The organism is Pseudomonas sp. JS3066 (genome assembly GCF_036328175.1).
Taxonomy (GTDB): Bacteria; Pseudomonadota; Gammaproteobacteria; order Pseudomonadales; family Pseudomonadaceae; genus Metapseudomonas.
Map to the genome: position 1 here is coordinate 3052382 of NZ_CP143312.1, position 21196 is coordinate 3073577.

The window sequence follows — 21196 nt, forward strand, 5'->3', positions numbered from 1 at the left end:
CTCAGATACCTGCCCTTTCGAACGCCAGTGGTTCTAGCCGCCACATCTCCTCGAGGGTCAGCGGATTGAAATTTCGGTCCAGCTGCAATTCGGCGAAGCGCTCGGCGCTCAGGCCGCCACTGCGGAACAGTTGGGCGCGGGTCGGGCCCAGGGCGGCATCTTGGAATGCGGCCGACTGGGTCTTCAGCCACTCGTAGTAGGTCAGGCTGGCGTCGACCTGGCCGTCCTTGCTCGCCCGGGTGGCGCCTTCCTTGAGGAAGTCGAAGCGGGCGTCGAGGGTCGGCGCGATCGAGCTGCGGCAGCGGATGTGTGCCGGCGGTATCGGCCCCTTCCCTACTTTGAATGTTCTGCCGTCCAGGCTGCGGCAAATCGGTGTCGTGCGGCTGTCCAGGGTCGACACCCATTCATAACCGGTCACCACGTCGCCGTTGGTCTTCAGCGTCTCCATGCGCGCAGTCATGGCCACGTGCTGGACGGCGGTCCTCACCACCGCCTCGGCATTCCGGTAGCTGGTGGCGAGCACGCCGTCGTTGTAATTCGCCGCCTTGGTGCCGCGGATCGCCTGGATGATCTGCTGATTCGTCTGGCCCTGGATGTAGCCCTTGCGGATGGTGCCGGTGACGCGCTGCACCTCGGACGTAGTCCAGTCACGCAGGAACGGCTCCAGCAGCTTGCCGGCATCCACGCCGGTGACCTGCAGCGGTTCGCTGTACACCGCCGCGCGGATGGCCGGCAGCGTCGGCACCACGGCAGTGACGTTCACCAGCACCTGGTCCAGGCTGCGTGCCTCGAAGGCCGCTTCGTACTCGGCGATGTCGATCAGGTCGGCATTCAGTTCCACCAGGTAGCGCTGGTAGATCGCGAGGAGGATGCCGTCGATCTGCGCCAGCAGCTGTTCCAGGCGCTGGCGGCTGTAGCTGGTCAAGTTGTCCCGACTCAGCTGCAAGCGGATCTCGCGGTCGATCTCCTTCAGGAACGGCTGGATCTTCTCGACCTCCCCCGCTTTCAGGCGCTCGATCAGCACCTGGTTGCGGGTGGAGGCTTCAACCAGTAACGGTGGCGTCGCCATCGTCGTCATCCAGGTTCAGGCCGGGAGCGTTCTGCTCCAGTTCATCGCGCAGTTGCTCGTCGGTCTTCTCCGGATCGACCAGGTCGAACTTGCGAAGCAGGCGGAACAGCGCGGACTGGGTCAGCGCGCCGGCCTGCCAAGCGGCGACCAGGGCCTGCAACATCTGGGCGTCCAGTGTGGCTTCGACGAAGTCCTGATTCAGCTTGTACTCGACGGCACCGGTAGCGCCTTCGAACTCGCCCATCCAGCCCAAGGCCTTGGTGTAGGCCTCAGAGACGTTGGAGGCGACCAGAGACAGGACGCTGTGCTCGGCGGCGTTCTCGTTGGTTTCCTGCGTCGCGGTCTTGGTGGCGCTGCCACGTTCGATCAGCCGCGCACCCAGGGCGACCATCTGGCGCTCCTTGGAGTCCATGGCCTCCTTGACCATGGTGTTGGGCTGGGCCTGCAGGATGCCGGCGGAGCCGTTCGCTGGCAGCGGCAGGATGGCGCGGGAGCCGAAGTAGATACCCTTCTTCTCCAGCAACTCGACCCACTGCTCGTCCAGGCCGGCCATGAAAACCTGCGGCTGGCCCATCAGGTAGGCGGCGTCCTCGTAGTCGGCGCTGTTGTGGTAGTGACCGAGGTTCAGCTCGGCGAGGTCGTACAGCGGCGCCTCGTCGACGGTGACGTCGTTGTTTTCGGCACCGACGAAGGTACCGGGGATTCGATCCCAGGGCTTGCCGTTCGAACGCAGCGGAGTGACAGCGCCGGAGCTTTCCCAGCCGCCACTGGTCTGACGCCACAAGGTGACGGTGTAGATGCCGCCGATGACCTCGAGCACGCGGTACTGCTCGACCTCGTTGTAGCCGAAGCCATCGCGCTCCTTCAGGCACTCGCGAATGACCACCAGCGAGAGGATGTGCTCCGCGCCGACCTTCTGGACATCCCAGTTGATCACGTCCTGAGCGTCATAGGCGGTCAGGGTGGAGCGAATGCGGCCCGAGACTTGGTCCGCGCGACTGGCGCCGCCCTGAACCGCCGGGTAGTCGGCGAGTAGGAACGCACGGCCCGACTCCAGCACCTGACCCAGCACCGACTGGGACTGCTGGTAGATGCTGTTGCCGGCGCCGTCGATGTCCTTCGCCACGTACTGCAGCAGACCAGGCACGTTCAGCGTCGGCACCACGCGGAACACGGCACCGATCAGGCCCTTCTTAGTGCCGCCAGTGGCGTTGAAGAAGACTGCGCGCTGAACATAGGCCTTGTAACGGGCCTTGTTCTGCTCGGATTCATCGGTCGAGTTCGGCTTCGGCAGGTACGTCTCTTTCTTTGCCTTGACGCACTCGGAGCCGGCGCAGATGTCGCGCACCATAGGCCAACGCCAGCGCATGGCGGCCAGGTACTCTGGGCGCTGATAGGTGACGTCGTGGGCCATTAGTGGGCGTATCCCATGCTGAGAGAGGTGATCGGTCGAACGATCGGGAACTGGTTGTGAATGAAGTAGCCGCCCGCGTCATTCGGGTGGTCGGCGCCTTGCGATTTGTCCGGCTCGCCGTTGTCGGCCCAGACCTGCTGCTCCAGGCAGTCGGCGTAGGTCGGGCACTTGTCGGCGTTCACCAGGTAGCGGCGCTCCCCGGCGGCGTTGCAGAACATGGCATTCATCGCGTTCACCCGGTCCTTCACCGGTGGGTTCGCGGCGGGCGCTTTCACCTGGAAACCGGCCTGCTTGAGCAGGGCTAGGTCCGTGGTGCTGGCGTTCACCGACTTGCGCGAGTCACCGGAGGCGTCTGGGTAGACCAGAATCTCGCAGGTCTTCTGGTAGGTGTTGCCGTCGTAGCGCCAGTAGCGCTCCTTGATCTTCTGGATCATGTCCGGGGTGTCGTAGCCCTGCATGATCTCGTCGACTGCGCGGGGCAGGCCGTCGCGCTTCACATGGGTGACGGCGGACATCTTGCCGACGTTGAAGTCCATGCCGATGTGCAGCGGTTCGCCGGGCTGGTGAACGTCGGTGCAGCCGTTCTGCTTCCGGTCGAAGGCGTGGTAGACCGTGCCCGACGTCAGGTTGACGAAGAGGCCTTCCAGGTAGGCCTGGATCAACTGCTGCGGGTACGACTCCATCAGCGACGGGATGTAATCGTCCGGCAGGTTCAGTTCGTTGTCGAACGTGCTCGCCTGGACCAGGCCGTACAGCGTGGCGAGGTGCGGCTTCTCGCGCAGCTGCTTCACGAACTGCTGGTGGACGAACTTGAAGCCCTCGGGCGTCGTGGTGACGTCCACCCCGTTCTTCAGCCCGGGCACCTTGTAGCGCATCCGGGCAATGATCTTGCGCCAGGCATGCTGGGCCTTGAGCACCGGCAGCACATCCAACTCATCGACCAGGGCATGGCCGATCTTGAAGCCGACGATGGTCTGCGGCTTCTCCATGGAGCGGCAGATGGTCGTGCTGCGGTACCGCCCGCCAGCGTAGAACTCGACCTCCTTGTCACTCTCCTTCGTCTTGACCTTCAGGCCCCAATCGAAGGCGACCTCCTCGATGGTCGGGAAGAAGATGTCGCGGATCTGCGGGTAGGTCGGGGCGAAGTAGCCGGAGTTGATCCCCGGCCACTCCCAGACATGCTTGCAGATGCCGGCACAACCGACCCAGGTCTTTCCGGAGCCGAAGCCGGCGACGAATCCCCGGAACTTGTGCGGCAGGGCCAGGAACTGCCCTTGCGGAACGTTAAGCGTCGGCATCGCGCTTCCTGGCGTCGACGATCTCGACCTCCACGCGGGTCGGCGGCACGTCTTCCGGGCTGACCTCGACCTTGGCCTGGCGATTCACGTAGATGTCGCCCACTTCCTTCGCGGCCTGCTCCAGCAGCTGGGCGGTCAGCGCGAAGTTCTTGGACTGCTCTGTCCGGGTAGCCATCCGCTCCAGCACCCGGAGGCGGAAGGCGCGATTGGCAATGGCAATGTCTGCAGTCTCCTCGCGGAAGCGCTTGCGGCACTCATTGAAGAGTTCCACCCACTTCTTCGCCAGCCCACGACCGGAGACCTTGGTGGGGTCATGTGCCTCGCACTGCTGGCGGGTCACCGTGATGCCGAATTCCTTTTGGACCTGCTCGACCACCTGAGAAGGCGTGTCGAAGCAAGCCAGGGCCTGAACGATGAAGGCCTTCACTTCGCCGCTGAGAGCTGCCATAGGCGTTCAACCGTCCATGCCTGTCCGAATATCAGGCCGACTTCAGCAGGCAGGTTCCGCAGGCCCTCGCGATGTTGATCTTCGCCACCTCGGGCGGGTTGCTGGCCGCCTCGACCAGGGCTTTCACGCCCTCGCTGGCACCGTAGCGGCGAACCACACCGACGAACTCCTCGACGTCATGGCTCCGGAGTTTCAGCTTGGGCAGACCGTCCTCGGTGAACTTGGGCTCGCCGTATTGATCGAGCGCCTGGGCGATGTGATAAAGCTCGTGTTCCACCAGGGCGCAGAACTCGGCGTCCGAGCACTCGGCGCAGTAGTCAGCGGCCAGGGTGATGAGGAAGGTCGGGGCGAACCCATACCAGCGGAGCATCTGCTGTTCCTGCCGGCCCTTCTGCCAAGGACCACAGCGGAAGGTGACTTCCTCGGCCTGGCCCAGCACGTAGCGGCCCTGCTTCTCGAACCCGGAGGCCGCCCAGAGGAAGGCGATCGGCGCATCCTGCAGGTGGGCGTGGTCCTCGTTGAAGAGTTCGCCATCCTCCTGGATGAAGGTGGCCATGACCCACTCCAGCACCTCAGGTGCCGGGATGTAGGCATCTGCCCAGGCCTCGCCCTCGGCGAACTGGCCGATGGTGGCGGGAGGAAGTGGGCGCATTGTTTTAGCTCAAATGAAAAGCCCCGCACTCGGCGGGGCTTGCAACTCCATCAGGAACTACTGCTCGTGGCCGCAGGCGATGGCATAGAGAATCGACAGGGCAAGCTCGGCGTAGTTGTCATCATCACGGAAGCCGCCGAACTGCATCCGCGTATTTGGATCGTTGGCTGGGTACAACCCCTTCCCATCCAGCCGGATCGACCACACATGGCGCCACTCGGATTGGTCCAGGCAGTTCAAGGCTTCACGCTCGATGCGATAGATGCCTTGAGTTCCGTTCTCACCCAAGGACATCACAAGCCTCGCTCTGCCGCGACCATAGGGAGTCTGGATACCTACGTTTCCATCTTCGCCAATCTGTAGCTCAATACCCCAGCTTTCCTTGGGATATTCCGACTCACAAACGGCTCGGATGTTCTCCATTAAGGTCTTGGCACGCTGCTTGATCCGTTGCGATTCCGCAACCGCGTGCCGGACTTTGTCGAATTCTTGATCTCCGAAAACCTTGAACGCCATGACAACCTCCTGTTCTAGACGAACCTGGAGTATGCCTATGGCTCAGCCTCCGAACTAGCTAGTGCGCTCAGATGTAGGCATCTGCCCAGGCCTCGCCCTCGGCGAACTGGCCGATAGTGGCCGAAGGCATCGGCATTCATTGGGACCTTCGAGGCTTGCTTTGCCTGCGGCGGGCAAATCCAGATAATGGACGTCTACCCATCACAGAACCGAGGTTACTTTGGCTCTTCCAATTCGACTTACTGACCGGAACGACTGCCAGTACATCATTGATTCGAGGCACCTCGACAAGGTCAGCGACGAAGACAAAGCCCCCACGATTGTCTTTATGAGCGGCGAAGCAGCGTACAACTTTGTCTCCAACCCCAGAATTGATGGATACGGAAATCACGGTAAGCTCAGCACTATCTACCGCGGGGTCATAGATTGCTGCGAATTCAAATTGCCAATCATCGAAACGGTAAGGCTGTCAGCACGCCATTTCAGAATCTTCGACGGGAGGCATCGCTCGACAATTTTCATGCTCAGGGAACACGTCCTACGAGCCAACAGCTGCGCCCCGGCCCTCGCCCCTGCGCAGCTCGATAAAGCGCAAACCCCCTTTCTGACGTCCATGGACAGCGCAAAGGTGCTCAAGGCGATGGGATGGCTTGCCGACCCATCAGATGACTTCGACCTCTCGGGGTGCTCCAGTAGCGTGTTTGCCCCATAGGCCATTGCCGTCAGCCCTGATTGGCCTGTGTGAATTGCAGCCACTCCCCCACGATCCGGCGCAGAACCGGCTCGGTCAGGATGCTGGCCTCTACCCTGCCGGCGATGACGTCATCGCCGGCAGGGTCACGGGGATCAGGTGGACGGCACCGGGGAGCTGGACGACCACCTGGGGCAGGCGTTCGCCGAGGTCGGCAACATTGTTCATTGGCCGGCCAGTTCGCTTGCCAGCATCTGAGCCTCTTCCAGTGAGGGCTCAGGGTCACGCGTCATCAGCTCAGCGACGATGCGATCACAGGCCTCCTTGGAGTCAACAGTGATCACGACGTCACCAGCCGGCGTACAGGCCATCGGGCGATAGCGCATGACCGACCAGGGGCCGCCAATGTTCTCGAACATGCCACAGGGCCAGCGGTAGAAAGAATCGGCCATCTCAGCCCTCGCGCTCCACGCTCCGGAAGTTCTGGTCGATGATAGCGGCCTTCATGAACTCCAGTTGCCCGACCAGAAGCCCAGCCGGGGCGCCAGCATCTGCAGCCTTGTCGAGGGCGTCCCACAGCTCTTGCTGCAAGCGCTCCAGGGCGTGGCGAAGGGCTGGGGTCAGTCCGTTATCTGCCAGGCCGACGACGTTGCTCACTTGCACACCTCGCGAATGTGGCTCTGCAGCCCCTTCACCTTGGCTTCTAGTCGCTGGATGCCGGCCCGGAGATCTGCAACACGCTGTCCATCAGCGGGATCAAGCTCGGTTCTTCCTGCATCAACGCTGCCGGCGGTGCCGGGGTTCGACACTGGGCACTTGGCGTTGACGTACACGCGGTACTTGCCAGTGCGAATGCCATCAGCAAGGTGGTCGTGCTCAGCCTGGACATTGCCAAGGGCCTCCTGGAACTGGTGGTCGACGCTGTCGCGGGCTTGGATCGCGCGTTCGAAGAAGTCGGCATCGGCTTGGAGCTGGGCGACCTCGCCACGAGCATTGGCCAGCGCCTCGCCCTTCTCATCCAGCAACCAGGCGCAGACGGCCAGGCCCAAGGCGAGGACAGCGCAGGCAGCGGCCAGGATGCGGATCACGGCACATCCTTGAAGAACCGATGATTGCCGATGGTGACGGTGGGCTTGGCGCCCTTCACCCAGGCCGGAGGAGTCTTCATGCTCTTGGCGTAGTAGTGGGTAGCGCCGGCGGTGGGATCGGGCTCGTGGCCTTCCACGGCTGCGACAGCGGCCTCACGGGCGCGCATGTACTCGCCGCTCGGAATCGGTTTGCCGCCACGTAGGTACACGGAATTCGGGTCGTTGCCGTTCCAGCAGCTGAACTGCCAGGGCTTCTGGCACACGCCGATGATCGACTTGCCCATCCAGCCATTGAGCTTGACCCGATTGAGGATCACGTGGGCGACGGCAACCATGCCGCCGAATCCCTCGCCGCGAGCCTCACCGAACAGCGTTTTGGCGAGGATATCGAGCTCGGCGTCAGTAGCTTTCATGTCAGGTACCAGTAGATCAAGCTGCCGACGATGCCGACCGCGAAGCAGAAGAAGCCCGTGCCCCAGCGGATGTAGGCGACGAGCACGTCATTGGTGGTGAAGGACAGCCGCCAGAAGATGAAGCCCAGCAGGAACAGAGCCAGCAGCAGCGCATGAACGACCACGGCAACCGTCCTCACTTGAAGACGGCAGCTCGAACCACACCCATCAGGTCTTGCAGCATCTTGATGAAGCTCTGCCCTGACTTTCGGTACTCGGCATAGGCGAAGAAGCCGCGAATCAGGACCCATCCGGGGAGCCCGCAGGCGAACACCAGGCCGAGCAGTGCGCACAGGCCAAATAGGTCATCCGCCCAGGTCATCAGCCCGAAGCCCTTGATCACGGCGGCGCCGCCACCAATCGAGGCAATCAGGGTGCAGATCAGGGCGACCACGAACTCGCGGGCGGTCTTCGGCAGGGTCAGCGCCATCACGACAATCGCCGCCATGGCAGCGGCAAAGCCGAAGGCGCCCAGCTTGTACAGGGCAATGCCGCCAGCAGCAGTGGTAGCCGGCTCAGTCATGTTCACTCTCATCAAGGAGCCCTGCAGAAGTCGCCTGCCATGGCATTGCGTGGAATGGGCGCCGCCTTCCCGCCGGGGGAGGTGGTGACAGGTCAGCGGCAGAAACTTGAGCCGAGCACTTGAATTGGCAGCCATGGAGACAGCGCCAGCGCTTCGGCAAGGTCATCGGGATGGATCAGGATTCGCTCGAGCTGGATGCCGCGTCGCTGCGCTTCGTAGTACCAGCGCTTGATGCGGTGCTCGAGCGTCATTCCGGACTCCAGAAATGAAAAAGCCCGGCCAAAAGACCGGGCTACGCAAGGTTCCCACCATCAGGCAGGTAGGCGTTCATCACGCCCACTGAAAATTATCTACAACGCGCGCCAGGAATCAAGAGCCCACAAAAAAGCCCCGGCGTTTCGGCCAGGGCTTTGGATTGAACTTCGTTAGGGGGAAGTTCGAGTTATGGGAAAAGCGTACAGCCAGCCGAGATTTTTAGCAAGGTTATAACGAAACAATTTCACGCAGCCTCCAGCATCAGGCTGATGGCGGTGGAGACAGGAATCAGCGCCTGCTTGTCCAGGTCGTCGCAAGCCAGGAAGCAGGCCGAGACGAAACCGCCCCACTCCCTAGCCCAAGACTCACTGGCCAGCATCACGCCGCGCTCGTCCAGTACCCAGGCGCGGAAGCCTTCCGGAGATGGCAGCGGGTCGGCCGCCGCGCTCTGGCCGCCCTGGTGCATACGGCGGTACCGGTGGAGCACGCCGGCGGCGACCGCCTGGGCCTTGGGGATGCGCTTGGCGTACATGCGCTCGCCCCGGCTGTAGGCCAGCTCAAACACCAGGTCCTCCGCCTCCTCCCGCAGATCGTCACTCTCGCCCGGAGCGTACATGTGGTGGCCGAACAGTTGGAGCCGGCGCGGCAGCGTGGCGATAGCCGACTGGATGCGCCCAGCCAGGGCCCGGTGCGCGCAAATGCCCACCGAGTTATCGAGCTCGGTCTTCTGCACCCCGACGCCCAGCTCCTGGATCATGGCGAAGTGCGCCGCGTTGCTGTTCCACTGCGAATAGAGGCAATCGTGCCAGGCAGTTCTCGCGCTATTCAGTCGCATGGTCCTTCTCCCCCTTGATCAACCCGTATTCCCTCAAGATCGCCATGTTCCAGGCGACGTACTCAGCCAACGTCAAACCGCAGTCTCCGTCCGCGTGGCCCCACAACGGCGGCAGGTGCAGGTCTGCAAGCGCTCGCCCAGGCTGTGCCAGGTGTAGGCGCCGCCCCAGCAGCAACCGAAGAACAGGCATTTCCAGCTCATGCGACTTCTCCCTTCTTCAGTTCACGCACCAGGGCCCGGTACTTGGCCTTGATGCCCTTCAGTTCCTCGATGGTGTAGCGCTGTGCCTCGTGCGGCCCCTCCAGCCACGCAACCCGATCGGCGCCGATGCGCAGAACCAAGCGGATGCGGTACTCCACGGCGTTGCCGGACAGGTCCCGATTGCAGCGGACGCACTGCTTGTGCACGTTCATGGGCTCGAAGCGCAGTTCCGGGCAGGAACCGGTCGACCGGTAGTGGCCGGCGTCCCAGCGACTGCCGGTGATCAGGCCGGCGTCGTTGGTGGTCGAGTCGCAGCTGATGCAGGGCTGATGGCGGTCGCGCTCGCGGATGTAGGCGTTGAATGCCTGCTGAGCCTCGCGGAGATGGTCCGAACGGCTCTTCAGCTTCTCCTTGCGGACCTTCAGTTCCTTCCGCTCGCGATCCTGAATGGCCTTGCGAGCGCGCTCGGCGTGGACGTCCTTGGTCGCCAGTGCACAGGCTGGGCTGCATACTCGCTGCCCCAGGCGCTGCGGGACGAACTTGCTCCCGCAGGCGATGTTCTGGCACTTCTTCGGGCGGGGCTGGCGGGAGGTGATCATCAGTAGGACACCCCGAACCAGAGCCAACCGAAGCGGACATAGCAATGATGGCCGTCGTAGTACATCGGTCGGCAGTAGAAGAAGGTCTCGCCCTCCTTCTTGCCCCAGTCGCGATCCAGGCCGGCGCACCATTCGCCGTATCGGATCGCCCACCAGACATGCTTGAAGATGCTCATGCCGCCTCCCCGAACTCGCGCTGCATGCGCATGTACTCGCTGTCCTCCGGGTGCGGCAGGTAGATGCCGTGCTCCGTTGCCCACTTGTCCACGCAGGTCATGAAGGCGTGCATGGCGCCCTTGTCGAGCTGGCTGGTGTGGCGCAGCTCGTGGCGCTCGGTGACTTCGCCTGTCTTCAGGTTGATGTCGCGGACAACCTCCTCGCCCAGGAAGGTCTGCTTCAGGTTCCGCTTCACGTTCTCCATGTTCATCGGCGCGCCGGTGGCGAAAGTGGTCTTGCCCATGCGGACGAAGAACTGGGCGATCTCCTCGCACCATTTATGGAACAGGGCGTTCTGCGGAAGGCTGCGGCCGGCGCCGGTAATGGCCACGTTGCAGGGGAAGCCCTTACGGCGGATGGCGGCCTGCAGTGCGGCAAGGTCGCTGATCTGGGAGAGGCGGATTTTCTCAGCCATGGCTCACCTCCCGCATGGCCGCCTCAGCGGTCATGGCCGGCATCTGCCAGTCGTAGGCGCGGTTGAAGCACAGCGGGTCCATGCGGATATGTCGGTCGGGCTGGACCTCGCCGCGGATGTCGAACCAGGCATCGCCGATCTTGGTCAGGACGTGCTCGCCGTCGTACCAGGGCTCTGCCTGGGGAAAGACCTGCTTCAGCGCCAGGTACACGCGGAAGCAGCCGCCGTGAAGGCCCCAGCGGGCCATATCCGGGTGCAGTTCGCGCAGAGCGGACAGGAAGGCGTGAATGTCAGGCATGGGCGGGCTCCTTGCCGTAGCGGCTGGCCATAGAGCGGCTTGGCGGCGGGGTTGGGGTTGGCTCTTCCCAGTCCGGTGCCAGCTGCTCGAACCGGCTGTACTTGCCCAGGAAGGCAGTGCGGACGGTGCCGATCTCTATGTCCCTGCCCTTGCCGATGATGATCTCGGCCACGCCCTTGTATTCGGTCTCGGGGTGGTAGACCTCGTCCCGGTACACGAAGAGGATGATGTCGGCGTCCTGCTCGATGGAGCCGGACTCGCGCAGGTCGGCGCACACCGGGCGCTTGTTCGGCCGGCTTTCCAGGCCTCGGTTGAGCTGGGAGAGCAGGACTACTGGCACCTGCAGCTCGCGCGCCATCAGCTTGGCGGCGCGGGTCATGGCGCTGACTTCCTGCACGCGGTTGCCGGTGCCGCCGTCCTCGTCGACCAGCTGCAGGTAGTCGATGGCCAGCAGGTCCAGGCCATAGCGGCGCTTGTGGCGGCGCGCCATAGCGCGGATGCGCGGCATGGTCAGGCCGGGGCGCTCCGACAGGTGCAGTCCGGATTGGCTGATCTTGCCGGCGGCGGCGGTCAGGCGTATGCCGTTGTCGCCCACCCCGCCACGACCACTTTTGATGTCCTGCAGCGGGATCTTCCCCTCGGCAGCGAGAAAGCGGTCCATCAGTTGGCCGTTGCTCATTTCCAGACTGACCACCAGCACCTGCTTCTTGGCGCGGATGGCGTTGTGCCCGGCGATGTTCATCGCCAGCGTGGTTTTTCCCATGGCGGGCCGGCCGGCGATGATGATCAGCTGTTCAGGCTTCAGTCCCTGCAGCTTCTCGTCGAGGTCGGAAATACCAGTGCTGAGTCCGTCGAGTTCGCCCTTCAGTTCTTCCCGGCGTTCCAGTACCGGCAGGTGAGCGCGCAACACGTCAGCCGCAGCAACCACTTCCGCCGTGGCGGTCTCTGCGTCCAGGGCCAGCACCTCGGCCTGGGCGGCGGCCACCTTCTCGGCGGTCGGCTGGTCGCCCCGGGCAATCTCGGCCAGGCGATCACCGCAGAGAATCAGGGCGCGGTCCATGGAACGCTCGCGAACGATCTCGGCATAGGCCTTGGCGTTCGCCACGCTGGGCGTGTTCTGCACGATCTCGGCGCAGTAGGCCAGCGGTGCGTCGCCGCTGGGCAGGGACTGCACCTGTTCGGCTACGGTGAGGAAGTCCACCGGCTTGTTGGCGAATTGCAAAGCCAGGATGGCGCGGTAGACCTCGGCGTTCTCGGCGAAGTGGAAGTCTTCGGCGCGCAGGTCGGCGGACAGCAGGTCAATCAGTTCCGGGCGCTGCAGCATGGCGCCCAGGACGCCGTGCTCCGCTTCGAGGCTGTAGGGGTCACGCATGGTAGTTGCCCTCCACGACCTTCACGAAGTTGCGGGGGGCGATCAGCCAGTCGAAGGAGGCGCGGAACGGCTTGTCGCCTCCACGGCCACGAACCTTGCCCATCAGGAAGTCGGAGGATTTGACCATCCCGAAGTACTCGCGCCAGAAGTCCAGGTCGCGGTGAACCTTGCTCTCACGCCACCGGGCCTGGAGCTGCTGGATACGGGTCTTGTTGAGCAGGGCGACCGAGGGGAGTTCCGGCAGGATCTCGTGGAACAGGTCGACAATGGCCTGGTGGGGGCAGGCTTCGACCTTGGCCGGCTGGCGAACAGGTTCGGAAATCAGATCGCCCTGCTCCGGTTGGCGCTCGGCGCCGACAGGTTCCGAAGGAACCAGAATGTCTTTACTGTCTTTATTGTGTGGTGGAAACGCCACTATGGAAGTGGTGGAAACGCCACACTGTGGCACTGCTTTCGGCTTGCTCGGATGGGTGTTCTTCTGGTCGATGGCCCACTCGGCAACCGGAGCGAAACCCATCGGGCTCCGACTACCCCCGGTGCGGTAGACCACGCGCTGACGGATCAGCTCGCAGATGGCGCGGGAAACGTCCTCGCGGGCGATACCCGACATCTCCGCGATCACGGAAGCGGCAATGCGCGCCTCCTCCACGTTGTAACCCACTGTCAGGCGGTGGATAGCCAGGGCAACCCGGAGTTCCCTGCCCGACAGTTCGGCCCCAATCAGGGCCTCATACAGGTCATTGTCCATGCGGGTGAACCCCTGGGACTTGTTCAACTGAACAACGTTGCTCATACTCAGGTCTCCATGTATTGCTGTGCGCGCTCCCCGGCTGCAACCGGGGGATGAGCAAGAGAAAGCCGCAGGTGCTGACAAACAAGCCTGCGGCTTTCTTGTTTCTTCGCTTCGGAATACAGCCCGCGAATCGCCCGGGCATGCAGCATCGCGAGAGCCTGGTGGGCCTCCTTGCTCAGCAGCTCGACCTGGGCGTTCACGGCTAGGCGTCCTGCTTGCCGTACAACGCCAGCGTGGCGTGCACCTCGGAGCTTCTGGCGGCCAGGTACTTGCGATGCACCGCAAGGATTTCCTCGGCCTCCTCCTTGTCGATCACGCCGTCCGCCAGGAACTCGGCAATCAACATGTCAACCTTGCCGCGCTTGGCCGCCGCGTCGATGGAGCGCGAGTGCAGGTCGACGTTGTCCAGCTCCTCCACCACCGGCAGCGGCATGAACACGCCGCCGTACAGCTGGCAGACGTAGTCCGGGAGGTGATGGGTGCCGGTGACCTGCTCGAGGGCGAATATCTCCAGATCGCTCAGTGGCGTGCAGCCGGCGGTTTCATAGACCTGGTTGGCGAGGCGCTTGGGTTTGAGGCTGAGGAGCGTGGCGGCGCAGTCATGGCCGCCCGGGAATTCGCGGGTTACCGCTTTCATCACTTCCCTTCGGGTGTCTAGCAGTCGTTTGCTCATTTCCTAGTTTTTCCCTTGAGGCGATCCGCCCAAACTGGCTTCCATCGATCAACCGACAGGGAGTCCCCCATGCCGACCGACCTTTCCGAATTACGCGGCGAACTACTCGCCCTTCGTTGCTACGTGGCAGCCCTGATCCAGGTGCTGCCCCTCTCCTCTCAGCTGCGACTACCGGCAGCCTTTGAAAACCGTGCGGACCTGATCCGCGATCAACTCGACGAATCCGGGCAAGCCGGGTTCGCCCGCGCAGCGACTTCGCTGGCGGTTAGGCGGCTGAATCAACTGGGTACAGATCGGGTCGCAATTCATGGCGAGTGACCTTGCCCGCCGTGGCGGCCTCAATCTGAAGCACTCGCTCAGCAGGCACGCGGCCAGTCGCACACATGCGCTGTACGGCTTGTGGGGTGCAGCCAAGCACCCGAGCCAGAGCTGACTGGCCTCCGGCTGCTACGGCTGCACGCGTGGCGGCGTTCTCTTTCATGGGGCGCCTCAACTGGTTGATTACAACTCAAAGTTACAATCAGAGAGGCAATTTTACAAGCGAGAATTGCAATGCTTGTTACAACCGCTGGTTGTATCGTTGCGCGCATGGAGACGATCGGTACCCGCATCGCGGCTGCGCGCGAACACAAAGGACTCAACCAGTCCGAACTTGGAAGGTTGCTGGGAGTTACCCCGCAATCCGTTCAGGCCTGGGAGTCCGACAAGAACGTCCCTCGCCCCAAGCGACTGGGGGAAATTGCTGACGCGCTAGGCGTCACCGTTTCCACATTGGTTGGCGACACAGCGCAAACATCCCTGACCTTGGCGACGGGAGCGGGCAAGTCATCTGCTGCCAGCATGGTCCTCGAGATGCTGAAGAAGCACGCTGGCAAAGGGTTGAACGACGAGGCTCGGGAGCGTATTGCTCAGGCCGTAGCCGAGAATCTCGTCGAGACCACGCAAGAGAGGCCGAGCAATGTCATCGCCGGGGACTTTCCCCGCCCGCCCCGGCTTGTGGACGGCGACATCCTGATTCCACAGTACGACGTGCGGGCCAGCATGGGCCACGGCCAGGTGCCGGCCGACTACGCCGAGTTCGTGCGCAACGTGGTGGTCAGTGGCCCGCAGCTGGAGAAGCTGGGCCTGGAGTACACCTCCCCCGCCAATCTCTCGATCATCACCGGCTGGGGTCAGTCCATGGCTGGCACCATCGAGGACAAGGACCCGCTGATCGTTGATCGTGGCGTGACGGAGTTCGCTGGCGATGGCATCTACGTCCTGACCTGGGACGACCACCTCTATATCAAGCGCCTGCAAAAAGCTGACACCGATCATTTCGACCTGATTTCCGACAACCCCAAGCACAAGGATCGCGTGGTGCATGTGGATGAAGTGACCATCCATGCCCGGGTGCTCTATGTGTGGCGAGGGATGAAGGTTTAGCCGACAACAAGACAAGGAGGTCGCCGATGCGCGCCGTTGTTCCGCTACTTGCTCTGACATTGATGGCTGGGTGCGCGCAAGCGCCTAAGCCGATCGAGTTCGGAACTTTCCCGGTTTCCGAGTACCAGGCACTTCCGAAAACCGGTACCAGCACCATCGCCGGCCAGATTTTCATGAAGACCCGAGGTGGGGATGTGAAGTACGGAGCGGGTACCGAAGTCGTACTCGTCCCCGTCACAAGCTACACAACCCCACTACTCGAGGCCTACCAGCAGGACCGCCCTATCACCGCTCCTGATCCGCGGGTGAAGGAGTACTCCCGGCGCATGCTTACAGATGGCACTGGCAGCTTCCGTTTCGAGAAAGTTCCAGGTGGCTCCTATTACGTGATTGGCAGCGTGAGCTGGGAAGCCCCTACGCAGTGGGGACTTTCCAAACAAGGCGGCCACCTCCTGTCGCCGGTGACTGTTGAGGAAGGACAGGAAGCTCGCGTTATCGTCACCAAGTAGGAATTTGCCATGCGCGCTATTGCCATCGTTCTCGCTGCTCTAGCCATCTCCGGTTGCGCCGCCAACATGACCAAGGAGGAGGTTTCTCAGCCGCTACAGATACCAGCGGACGCCAAGTCCCAGCTGGTCATTAATTTCAAGGGTGCGGGGAAAGTTACAGGAAGCGCCGACTGGGCACGCCTGAAATCAGCATGGCGGGCCGCACTGCAGAGCGAAGCGTCGACCTACGGTCTCGCGGTATCCGAACAGGCCGGCGAGGTCAGGTCCGGCACCACTCAAGGACTGCTTGTGGTGATCGACGTTTCCGATTTCCGCTATGTCACCGAGTCCAAGCGTGCCTCTTTCGGCTTCTGGACCGGCAATGCCTGGGTAAATGCCGAGGTGACTTATCTTGATGCCCAGACGGCGCAGCAATACGGAGAACGGAACTACAACACCTCCTCCTCTGCTTGGGAGGGCGTCTTCTCGGCCATGACCGACGTGCAGGTGCAGGCGATCGCCAAGGACATGGTGGACGAGATCAGAGCGGCCAAGGAGATTCCCGGCTCCAGCCAGGCAACAGTTACCTCCTCATCTGCAGCGCCAGCCCAGTCGCGCGAGCAACAGCTGGAGCAGCTCAACCGGGAAGGCCTGAGCTACGAGGAGTACCAGCGGCGGTATCGGGAGATTGTGGGGCAGTAACGGGGCCACGAGATTGGAACACGGAACACTGAGAGACTCTAAGCCAGATCGCACGAATGAGGCCAAGGGATGAATGGGGAAATGACAACAATAGAGCTGCCAGCTGTTGATCGGCCTGGTGAAGCGGCGCTCGATGCGATGACCTTCGGTAGAGCTCTCCATGAATGGGCTCGAAGGCATGGAGCATTGGCGTTCCGAGAGGTAGCGCCTGCAGCGGAGGTTATGCCGCTGGAGCGAATCTTCGATACGGATGCAGACTCGGCCAGACGAATCTCTCAAGCTCTGCATCGATTGAAAATCACGGCGATTACCGCTGATGGCGAGAATGGTGCCGTTTCTATCCTCTGCAAGAATGCAATCTCATCTCAGATCGACAAGAAGCTGCCGAAACGTGTTCACGAGATTGAGATCACATACACCGGGAAAACCACGGTGGAGGTCAATCCTCCAGCCATTCCATTTTCGGGATCTTCGGGATCACCCGTTTGGTTCTCGCATGGAGGGAAAATTGCCTGCGGCTCCTCGGTAACATCCAGTCAAGTGTTTGACGCAGGCACGCTTGGTTTTCTAGCTCGCCTAGCAGATGGTCGGCTCGTTGGCTTTTCGAACAACCACGTCACCGGCGAATGCAACCATACCCCTCCAGGTATGCACATTCTTAGCCCCTCCCCGCTGGATGCCACCCCATCAAGCCCGCCGCCGTTGGCCATAGGATCCCACTTCGCCTTGGTTCCGCTTCACAGCGGAGATCCAAACCAGATCAGCCTTCAAGAAACTGACGCAGCTATCTTCTTGATCACCGAGCCAGATCGCGTCTCCTCGATGCAAGGTAACGGTTTCTATGACACTCCTGCTGAAACTCTTCCCTTACATGCGGGACTAAGGGTTAAGAAGGTTGGCAGAACGACAGGATTGAGGGCTGGCACAGTTTTGGGTGAGATGGTTGTCCCGTTCTTCATCCCGTACAAGTCCAGCAAATTCCAGTCTATAGTGTATTTCTCTGGCGTATGGGCGGTTCAGGGCGACGGCGGAAACACCTTTTCTGAAGGTGGCGACAGCGGGTCCCTCGTTGTGACTGCCGATGGCTCGAGAGCGGTCGGAGTTGTCTTCGCGGGCGGTGGCAATGTGTCCTACATTCTCCCTATCGACAAAATTCTCGACCTTTTCAATATGACGCTAGTGTCAGGACACAACTCGGAGCTAGCAAATGAACAGCCGTCAAGCAGCAGCAACGTTACTGCGTAGGCTGAACCTGCCTGAAGGAACAGCCAACGTGGTGGTTAATGATCAACGTGATCCAGCTGAGCTGACAGTGCTCGTATTCTGCCCTCCAAAGCCAATGCTTGTAGTGGAGGAATGGGAAGGGCACCCGGTTCGCATACTGTTCACTGGGGCTCCACCAATGGCCCAGCTCCACTGAGATAACGCCCCGCCACCAAGCGGGGCTTTTCGTTTCTGCCTCGACTATCTTTGCTGGAGATACCTCAAAGCGGCCACCTGGCCCGAGTGCGTACGACCATGGCAGAGCCCACAGCACAGCAAAAGATGGAAAGACGGCTTGAGTTCCTAGAGGACAGGGTCGATGCAAGAACTGAGCGTATCCAGCAGTCCCTAAATGACCTCAGAATGGATGTAGGGGATCTGCGCTCAGAGCTTTCACACGCGAAGTGGTGGGCCATCGGTACAGCTATAGCCGTGCTGGGAATCTTCCTAGGCGTCATTCAATGGGGCCTATCCATGCAGAAGGAAGAGAACGCTCGCTTCAGCGGCTACATTCGCGAGGATGTGAAGAGCATCGGTGACGATGTCAAAGAGATGAATAAGGGCCTGACCGAAATGCGCGTTTTGCTGGAGAGGCAGAAGCCGCCAGCCCCCAGCCAGTAACCCAAAGCCCCGCTATTGAGCAGGGCTTTTCGTTTCTGGCTCAGTGCCAGCCCTTGCGAGTGTTTCCGCACATCAGGCATTTGCTGTAAGCGCCCCATCGCCCCTTCAGCTGGCGCATTACGCCACCGCAGTGATGGCAGCCGCCATCCAGCTCGCCTCGTATCCAGCGGTACTTCAGCCAAGCGTTACGAGCCCACCATATGGCCCCGACCACAGCAAACCCGGCAGCGCCAAGGAAGGCAGCACGCTTCAAAGGCGCAAGCACGTGATCAATTGGAGTTGTTGCGGGGGAGGACAGACCGATCAGTAGCATCCCTGCAAGCCCCATCAGCGTGAGGAAGACAGGAAGCCCATAGAGCCTGACATTTCTTTCGATCGCAGTGATATCCATTCCCTGGCTCTCAATTGGCAAAGAGCCGCCATCCTGCCGCATGACTCCAGCCCTGCCAATAGCGGCGCCCTCCTACTCTTCAGCCGGAACCGTCCGATGGTGCTTGGTTTGCGCTCTGCCCTACTCTTGCGATCGAGGAAAACCCGCAAGGAATAGCTGGGTCTTCACGAGATTTTCACTTGCTCGGGTGCAGGGTGAATCTCAGCTGAAGGATCAGCCCCATACACAGAACCCCGCCCCTGCTCGCGCGGGGTTTTGTGTTTCTGGGCTAACCTTTCCCCTCCACCCTGGATAGGACAAGGCCATGTGCGGCCGCATCGCCCAGTTCGGCCCCTTCAGTGAGATCGTCGCGCTGATCAACATCTGGTCCGATCCCGTCACCGTCGAGGAATCGGTACCCCGCTACAACCTGCCGCCGACGGCGAAGGCGCGCCTGCTGAACCTGGAGGGCGATGACCTGGTGGCGCAGCGGGTGCACTGGGGTTGGCGGCCGCACTGGGCAAAGGACAAGCCGGCGCCGATCAACGCCAGGGCCGAGAAGGTTGCCCACGGGCCCTTCTTCCGCGCGATCTGGCCGCACCGGGCGCTCTGCCCCATTGATGGCTGGTTCGAATGGGTGAACGAGGGTGGTCCGAAGAAGCAGCCCTACTTCATCCGTCGGCGGGATGGGGCGCCGAGCTTCTGCGCCAGCATCGGCCAGTTCCCGGGCGCCACACAGGAGCCCAGCGAACACGGCGGCTTCGTGATCATCACCGCCGACAGCCAGGGCGGCATGGTCGACATCCACGACCGCCGGCCAGTGGTGTTCTCCCCTGCCCTCGCCCAGGAATGGCTCGACCCAGCCACGCCGAAGGAACGCGCCGAAGCGATGATTCTGCAGCAAGGAGAACTGTCGGAGATCTTCGAGTGGTTCAAGGTCGACCCGGCCGTGGGCAATGTGCGCAACGATTACCCCAGTCTGGTCGAGCCAATCTGACGGCTGTGTGGAGGCCCTTCGTCGGGTTTCCTCGACCACTCTTCTACTGGAGTCCATATTGGGTGTCCGCCCACCTGAGACGCACCTGCCGGAGGCCGCCATGAACAGACGAGACTTCCCAGGGCATTCCGCCTGGACCGAAACCCGCATCAACGGCGATCACGTACTAGCCTTCGTCGCCATCCAGCCGCACAACAGTGAGGACGAACCTCGCTTTCACCAGGTCTATGACCGCTCCTACTTCGTACGCCGTTCGGATGCCAGCCAGGCAGCCGAAGACGCCCTGAACAAGCTGAAACAGATCGATGAGCGCGGCAGGCCCTGGTTCAGCTCCGCTGAATGCTGACCGGTGAACTAGCCTTCCTATGCCGCCACCAACAGCGGAGGAAGAACTATGTCAGACCGGGAGAATATCCACGCTGCGCTCTACCGGATCGGACAAAATCAGGCCTCCCTAGCCTGTGCTATCGCTGAGCTCGCCAGTTGGGCAGAACAGTGCGGGCAGCCAGAGATCGCGAACAGTGTGAGGTCGCGGTTGCATACCCTGCTGAGCAATGCAGATACCATTTCCCAGTCAATTGCCGACTTGGCCGACCCGCCCAAAACGCACACACCGAAGTAAGCTCGGGTAAGAGGGGCGCCGCCCTACCCCATCCGTGCGAGTTCGCGCTTCACCAGGCTCTGGTACTCCGGCGGGTTGAGGGCGTCGATCTGCTCGGCCGCCCAGTCCTGCCACTTCGATTTCCGCTTGTCCTTCTCCGACCAGATACGCCCTGCCTCGCCCTTCGCGCGCTCGTTGTTCAGTTGCCAGAACTCGAACAGGCGCCCCTTCTCGTCCTCTTGGACTTGGCGCTCATCCTTCGGCAGGTTGGCGAGGTTATAGGACATGGGGACTCCGGCATGATGACTGGGTCGCCAGTGTAACCCGGCCGAACGCCTGCCCCATTCGCCACTCAGCGCCCCGCTTGACCGGCCGAGCATCAGAATGGCGCCTCGGCCAGGTTCTGCACGACCATCTCATCCACGGGCGCCAGCTCCTCGGCTTGCTGATCGTTCTCGCTCTCCAGGTGCCAACGCAGCTTCACGCTGCCGTCGTCGTTGAAGGTCATGTCGATCCCGTCTTCTTCGGCCAGCAACTCAATCACTGCATTCCAGGCCTCGTCCGAATCCGTGTCCAGCCGGTGAACCGTCACGCAGTGCTCCGCCTGCGCCTTAGGTGAATTGATCATTGCGGATACCCGGAGCCCCAGCTTTTCCAGGCCGGTGAGTTCGCGACGTTCGGATTGCTTCGGGGTTTTCTGCTTGGCCATGGGCGCCTCTCCTTTTGCTGTATATCAATACAGTAATTTCTGAATCGTCTTACGGCAAGCCCAGACCCCCGCATCCCATTCCAGAAGCAGTTCCTGGGCATCCACATCCCAGCGCCACCCGTCGCCGCTTACAACTTTCGCTCGAAGAAAATTACAACTTAGACTTGCAAGCTACAATTTTGCGTTGTAGCTTTACCACCAAGCCGAACGCA

The 21196-nt window shown here is 61.8% G+C and carries 35 protein-coding genes; 8 read left to right on the forward strand and 27 right to left on the reverse strand.

Annotated elements, in window-relative coordinates:
* Position 1: 1 nt before the first annotated feature.
* From SA496_RS14200 to SA496_RS14310, 23 genes are all read right to left on the reverse strand, one after another.
* On the reverse strand, positions 2-1069 hold the full coding sequence (locus tag SA496_RS14200) for a minor capsid protein (protein ID WP_330113921.1): 1068 nt from the start codon (positions 1067-1069) through the stop codon (positions 2-4).
* Positions 1044-2483, reverse strand: a complete 1440-nt coding sequence (locus SA496_RS14205) for a DUF4055 domain-containing protein (RefSeq protein WP_330113922.1) — start codon at positions 2481-2483, stop codon at positions 1044-1046. Before SA496_RS14205 ends, SA496_RS14200 begins: the two co-directional genes overlap by 26 nt.
* Entirely contained in the window at positions 2483-3781 is a 1299-nt protein-coding gene (locus tag SA496_RS14210; protein ID WP_330113923.1) for a terminase large subunit domain-containing protein, read from the reverse strand. The genes SA496_RS14205 and SA496_RS14210 overlap by 1 nt, the downstream gene beginning before the upstream one ends.
* Positions 3768-4229 (reverse strand): DUF2280 domain-containing protein, encoded by a 462-nt coding sequence (locus tag SA496_RS14215; protein ID WP_330113924.1) that lies wholly within the window; start codon positions 4227-4229, stop codon positions 3768-3770. The genes SA496_RS14210 and SA496_RS14215 overlap by 14 nt, the downstream gene beginning before the upstream one ends.
* Before the next feature lie 31 nt (positions 4230-4260).
* Positions 4261-4881 carry a putative metallopeptidase gene (locus tag SA496_RS14220; RefSeq protein ID WP_330113925.1) on the reverse strand — a complete coding sequence of 207 codons (621 nt, stop codon included), beginning with the start codon at positions 4879-4881 and terminating at the stop codon, positions 4261-4263.
* 57 nt (positions 4882-4938) lie between these two features.
* Entirely contained in the window at positions 4939-5397 is a 459-nt protein-coding gene (locus SA496_RS14225) for a hypothetical protein (protein WP_330113926.1), read from the reverse strand.
* A gap of 915 nt (positions 5398-6312) precedes the next feature.
* Positions 6313-6540, reverse strand: coding sequence for a hypothetical protein (locus SA496_RS14230; protein WP_330113927.1), 228 nt, complete (start codon positions 6538-6540; stop codon positions 6313-6315).
* 1 nt (position 6541) lies between these two features.
* Positions 6542-6745: a hypothetical protein gene (locus SA496_RS14235; protein ID WP_330113928.1), complete on the reverse strand. Its 204-nt coding sequence runs from the start codon at positions 6743-6745 to the stop codon at positions 6542-6544.
* The gene (locus SA496_RS14240; protein WP_330113929.1) at positions 6742-7176 is read right to left on the reverse strand and encodes a lysis system i-spanin subunit Rz; all 435 of its coding nucleotides are present in this window, start codon (positions 7174-7176) and stop codon (positions 6742-6744) included. Before SA496_RS14240 ends, SA496_RS14235 begins: the two co-directional genes overlap by 4 nt.
* Positions 7173-7589 carry a cell wall hydrolase gene (locus tag SA496_RS14245; RefSeq protein WP_330113930.1) on the reverse strand — a complete coding sequence of 139 codons (417 nt, stop codon included), beginning with the start codon at positions 7587-7589 and terminating at the stop codon, positions 7173-7175. Before SA496_RS14245 ends, SA496_RS14240 begins: the two co-directional genes overlap by 4 nt.
* Positions 7586-7753, reverse strand: coding sequence for a hypothetical protein (locus SA496_RS14250; protein WP_330113931.1), 168 nt, complete (start codon positions 7751-7753; stop codon positions 7586-7588). Before SA496_RS14250 ends, SA496_RS14245 begins: the two co-directional genes overlap by 4 nt.
* An 11-nt stretch (positions 7754-7764) precedes the next feature.
* Positions 7765-8151 carry a hypothetical protein gene (locus tag SA496_RS14255; RefSeq protein ID WP_330113932.1) on the reverse strand — a complete coding sequence of 129 codons (387 nt, stop codon included), beginning with the start codon at positions 8149-8151 and terminating at the stop codon, positions 7765-7767.
* Positions 8152-8243: 92 nt separating this feature from the next.
* Positions 8244-8402: a hypothetical protein gene (locus SA496_RS14260; RefSeq protein WP_330113933.1), complete on the reverse strand. Its 159-nt coding sequence runs from the start codon at positions 8400-8402 to the stop codon at positions 8244-8246.
* Between the two features lie 248 nt (positions 8403-8650).
* Positions 8651-9241, reverse strand: a complete 591-nt coding sequence (locus tag SA496_RS14265) for a hypothetical protein (protein ID WP_330113934.1) — start codon at positions 9239-9241, stop codon at positions 8651-8653.
* Between the two features lie 72 nt (positions 9242-9313).
* The gene (locus SA496_RS14270) at positions 9314-9442 is read right to left on the reverse strand and encodes a PSPA7_2676 family Cys-rich small protein (protein WP_330113935.1); all 129 of its coding nucleotides are present in this window, start codon (positions 9440-9442) and stop codon (positions 9314-9316) included.
* Positions 9439-10041: a recombination protein NinG gene (locus SA496_RS14275; protein WP_330113936.1), complete on the reverse strand. Its 603-nt coding sequence runs from the start codon at positions 10039-10041 to the stop codon at positions 9439-9441. The genes SA496_RS14270 and SA496_RS14275 overlap by 4 nt, the downstream gene beginning before the upstream one ends.
* The gene (locus SA496_RS14280) at positions 10041-10217 is read right to left on the reverse strand and encodes a hypothetical protein (RefSeq protein ID WP_330113937.1); all 177 of its coding nucleotides are present in this window, start codon (positions 10215-10217) and stop codon (positions 10041-10043) included. Before SA496_RS14280 ends, SA496_RS14275 begins: the two co-directional genes overlap by 1 nt.
* On the reverse strand, positions 10214-10672 hold the full coding sequence (locus tag SA496_RS14285; protein WP_330113938.1) for a recombination protein NinB: 459 nt from the start codon (positions 10670-10672) through the stop codon (positions 10214-10216). The genes SA496_RS14280 and SA496_RS14285 overlap by 4 nt, the downstream gene beginning before the upstream one ends.
* Complete coding sequence (locus tag SA496_RS14290) at positions 10665-10970, reverse strand: hypothetical protein (protein ID WP_330113939.1); 306 nt, start codon at positions 10968-10970, stop codon at positions 10665-10667. The genes SA496_RS14285 and SA496_RS14290 overlap by 8 nt, the downstream gene beginning before the upstream one ends.
* Positions 10963-12342, reverse strand: coding sequence for a replicative DNA helicase (gene dnaB / locus SA496_RS14295; RefSeq protein WP_330113940.1), 1380 nt, complete (start codon positions 12340-12342; stop codon positions 10963-10965). Before dnaB ends, SA496_RS14290 begins: the two co-directional genes overlap by 8 nt.
* Positions 12335-13135, reverse strand: a complete 801-nt coding sequence (locus tag SA496_RS14300) for a replication protein (RefSeq protein WP_330113941.1) — start codon at positions 13133-13135, stop codon at positions 12335-12337. The genes dnaB and SA496_RS14300 overlap by 8 nt, the downstream gene beginning before the upstream one ends.
* 2 nt (positions 13136-13137) lie before the next feature.
* Positions 13138-13335 carry a hypothetical protein gene (locus SA496_RS14305; RefSeq protein WP_330113942.1) on the reverse strand — a complete coding sequence of 66 codons (198 nt, stop codon included), beginning with the start codon at positions 13333-13335 and terminating at the stop codon, positions 13138-13140.
* 2 nt (positions 13336-13337) lie between these two features.
* Positions 13338-13808, reverse strand: a complete 471-nt coding sequence (locus SA496_RS14310) for a YmfL family putative regulatory protein (protein WP_330113943.1) — start codon at positions 13806-13808, stop codon at positions 13338-13340.
* A gap of 69 nt (positions 13809-13877) precedes the next feature.
* Here SA496_RS14310 and SA496_RS14315 point away from each other — a divergent pair, with 69 nt between their 5' ends.
* Complete coding sequence (locus SA496_RS14315; RefSeq protein WP_330115676.1) at positions 13878-14126, forward strand: hypothetical protein; 249 nt, start codon at positions 13878-13880, stop codon at positions 14124-14126.
* On the opposite strand, the gene SA496_RS14320 is transcribed toward SA496_RS14315, so the two are convergent.
* On the reverse strand, positions 14074-14289 hold the full coding sequence (locus SA496_RS14320; protein ID WP_330113944.1) for a transcriptional regulator: 216 nt from the start codon (positions 14287-14289) through the stop codon (positions 14074-14076). The two genes, SA496_RS14315 and SA496_RS14320, sit on opposite strands and share 53 nt — an antisense overlap.
* A 71-nt stretch (positions 14290-14360) precedes the next feature.
* Between SA496_RS14320 and SA496_RS14325 the strand changes: the two genes are divergently transcribed.
* From SA496_RS14325 to SA496_RS14345, 5 genes are all read left to right on the forward strand, one after another.
* Positions 14361-15233: an XRE family transcriptional regulator gene (locus SA496_RS14325; protein ID WP_330113945.1), complete on the forward strand. Its 873-nt coding sequence runs from the start codon at positions 14361-14363 to the stop codon at positions 15231-15233.
* 26 nt (positions 15234-15259) lie between these two features.
* Positions 15260-15742: a hypothetical protein gene (locus SA496_RS14330; protein WP_330113946.1), complete on the forward strand. Its 483-nt coding sequence runs from the start codon at positions 15260-15262 to the stop codon at positions 15740-15742.
* A 9-nt stretch (positions 15743-15751) separates the two neighbouring features.
* Positions 15752-16423 (forward strand): hypothetical protein, encoded by a 672-nt coding sequence (locus SA496_RS14335; RefSeq protein ID WP_330113947.1) that lies wholly within the window; start codon positions 15752-15754, stop codon positions 16421-16423.
* Between the two features lie 81 nt (positions 16424-16504).
* Complete coding sequence (locus SA496_RS14340) at positions 16505-17668, forward strand: hypothetical protein (protein ID WP_330113948.1); 1164 nt, start codon at positions 16505-16507, stop codon at positions 17666-17668.
* A gap of 273 nt (positions 17669-17941) precedes the next feature.
* Complete coding sequence (locus SA496_RS14345) at positions 17942-18307, forward strand: hypothetical protein (RefSeq protein ID WP_330113949.1); 366 nt, start codon at positions 17942-17944, stop codon at positions 18305-18307.
* A gap of 40 nt (positions 18308-18347) precedes the next feature.
* Here the strand turns inward: SA496_RS14345 and SA496_RS14350 are convergent, their stop codons facing one another.
* Entirely contained in the window at positions 18348-18698 is a 351-nt protein-coding gene (locus SA496_RS14350) for a hypothetical protein (protein WP_330113950.1), read from the reverse strand.
* Positions 18699-19002: 304 nt separating this feature from the next.
* Here SA496_RS14350 and SA496_RS14355 point away from each other — a divergent pair, with 304 nt between their 5' ends.
* Positions 19003-19674 (forward strand): SOS response-associated peptidase, encoded by a 672-nt coding sequence (locus SA496_RS14355; RefSeq protein WP_330113951.1) that lies wholly within the window; start codon positions 19003-19005, stop codon positions 19672-19674.
* 100 nt (positions 19675-19774) lie between these two features.
* Complete coding sequence (locus tag SA496_RS14360; RefSeq protein WP_330113952.1) at positions 19775-20020, forward strand: hypothetical protein; 246 nt, start codon at positions 19775-19777, stop codon at positions 20018-20020.
* A 299-nt stretch (positions 20021-20319) separates the two neighbouring features.
* Here the strand turns inward: SA496_RS14360 and SA496_RS14365 are convergent, their stop codons facing one another.
* Together SA496_RS14365 and SA496_RS14370 are read right to left on the reverse strand one after the other, a co-directional pair.
* The gene (locus SA496_RS14365; protein WP_330113953.1) at positions 20320-20562 is read right to left on the reverse strand and encodes a hypothetical protein; all 243 of its coding nucleotides are present in this window, start codon (positions 20560-20562) and stop codon (positions 20320-20322) included.
* A gap of 92 nt (positions 20563-20654) precedes the next feature.
* Positions 20655-20984: a DUF1654 domain-containing protein gene (locus SA496_RS14370; RefSeq protein ID WP_330113954.1), complete on the reverse strand. Its 330-nt coding sequence runs from the start codon at positions 20982-20984 to the stop codon at positions 20655-20657.
* Between the last annotated feature and the right edge of the window lie 212 nt (positions 20985-21196).

Coding starts and splice junctions, on each gene's coding strand:
- SA496_RS14200 (WP_330113921.1), bottom strand. CDS start 1,069: ATGGCGACGCCACCGTTACTGGTTGAAGCCTCCACCCGCAACCAGGTG.
- SA496_RS14205 (WP_330113922.1), bottom strand. CDS start 2,483: ATGGCCCACGACGTCACCTATCAGCGCCCAGAGTACCTGGCCGCCATG.
- SA496_RS14210 (WP_330113923.1), bottom strand. CDS start 3,781: ATGCCGACGCTTAACGTTCCGCAAGGGCAGTTCCTGGCCCTGCCGCAC.
- SA496_RS14215 (WP_330113924.1), bottom strand. CDS start 4,229: ATGGCAGCTCTCAGCGGCGAAGTGAAGGCCTTCATCGTTCAGGCCCTG.
- SA496_RS14220 (WP_330113925.1), bottom strand. CDS start 4,881: ATGCGCCCACTTCCTCCCGCCACCATCGGCCAGTTCGCCGAGGGCGAG.
- SA496_RS14225 (WP_330113926.1), bottom strand. CDS start 5,397: ATGGCGTTCAAGGTTTTCGGAGATCAAGAATTCGACAAAGTCCGGCAC.
- SA496_RS14230 (WP_330113927.1), bottom strand. CDS start 6,540: ATGGCCGATTCTTTCTACCGCTGGCCCTGTGGCATGTTCGAGAACATT.
- SA496_RS14245 (WP_330113930.1), bottom strand. CDS start 7,589: ATGAAAGCTACTGACGCCGAGCTCGATATCCTCGCCAAAACGCTGTTC.
- SA496_RS14255 (WP_330113932.1), bottom strand. CDS start 8,151: ATGACTGAGCCGGCTACCACTGCTGCTGGCGGCATTGCCCTGTACAAG.
- SA496_RS14260 (WP_330113933.1), bottom strand. CDS start 8,402: ATGACGCTCGAGCACCGCATCAAGCGCTGGTACTACGAAGCGCAGCGA.
- SA496_RS14265 (WP_330113934.1), bottom strand. CDS start 9,241: ATGCGACTGAATAGCGCGAGAACTGCCTGGCACGATTGCCTCTATTCG.
- SA496_RS14270 (WP_330113935.1), bottom strand. CDS start 9,442: ATGAGCTGGAAATGCCTGTTCTTCGGTTGCTGCTGGGGCGGCGCCTAC.
- SA496_RS14275 (WP_330113936.1), bottom strand. CDS start 10,041: ATGATCACCTCCCGCCAGCCCCGCCCGAAGAAGTGCCAGAACATCGCC.
- SA496_RS14280 (WP_330113937.1), bottom strand. CDS start 10,217: ATGAGCATCTTCAAGCATGTCTGGTGGGCGATCCGATACGGCGAATGG.
- SA496_RS14285 (WP_330113938.1), bottom strand. CDS start 10,672: ATGGCTGAGAAAATCCGCCTCTCCCAGATCAGCGACCTTGCCGCACTG.
- SA496_RS14290 (WP_330113939.1), bottom strand. CDS start 10,970: ATGCCTGACATTCACGCCTTCCTGTCCGCTCTGCGCGAACTGCACCCG.
- dnaB (WP_330113940.1), bottom strand. CDS start 12,342: ATGCGTGACCCCTACAGCCTCGAAGCGGAGCACGGCGTCCTGGGCGCC.
- SA496_RS14300 (WP_330113941.1), bottom strand. CDS start 13,135: ATGAGCAACGTTGTTCAGTTGAACAAGTCCCAGGGGTTCACCCGCATG.
- SA496_RS14310 (WP_330113943.1), bottom strand. CDS start 13,808: ATGAGCAAACGACTGCTAGACACCCGAAGGGAAGTGATGAAAGCGGTA.
- SA496_RS14315 (WP_330115676.1), top strand. CDS start 13,878: ATGCCGACCGACCTTTCCGAATTACGCGGCGAACTACTCGCCCTTCGT.
- SA496_RS14320 (WP_330113944.1), bottom strand. CDS start 14,289: ATGAAAGAGAACGCCGCCACGCGTGCAGCCGTAGCAGCCGGAGGCCAG.
- SA496_RS14325 (WP_330113945.1), top strand. CDS start 14,361: ATGCTTGTTACAACCGCTGGTTGTATCGTTGCGCGCATGGAGACGATC.
- SA496_RS14330 (WP_330113946.1), top strand. CDS start 15,260: ATGCGCGCCGTTGTTCCGCTACTTGCTCTGACATTGATGGCTGGGTGC.
- SA496_RS14335 (WP_330113947.1), top strand. CDS start 15,752: ATGCGCGCTATTGCCATCGTTCTCGCTGCTCTAGCCATCTCCGGTTGC.
- SA496_RS14340 (WP_330113948.1), top strand. CDS start 16,505: ATGACAACAATAGAGCTGCCAGCTGTTGATCGGCCTGGTGAAGCGGCG.
- SA496_RS14345 (WP_330113949.1), top strand. CDS start 17,942: ATGGCAGAGCCCACAGCACAGCAAAAGATGGAAAGACGGCTTGAGTTC.
- SA496_RS14350 (WP_330113950.1), bottom strand. CDS start 18,698: ATGGATATCACTGCGATCGAAAGAAATGTCAGGCTCTATGGGCTTCCT.
- SA496_RS14355 (WP_330113951.1), top strand. CDS start 19,003: ATGTGCGGCCGCATCGCCCAGTTCGGCCCCTTCAGTGAGATCGTCGCG.
- SA496_RS14360 (WP_330113952.1), top strand. CDS start 19,775: ATGAACAGACGAGACTTCCCAGGGCATTCCGCCTGGACCGAAACCCGC.
- SA496_RS14365 (WP_330113953.1), bottom strand. CDS start 20,562: ATGTCCTATAACCTCGCCAACCTGCCGAAGGATGAGCGCCAAGTCCAA.
- SA496_RS14370 (WP_330113954.1), bottom strand. CDS start 20,984: ATGGCCAAGCAGAAAACCCCGAAGCAATCCGAACGTCGCGAACTCACC.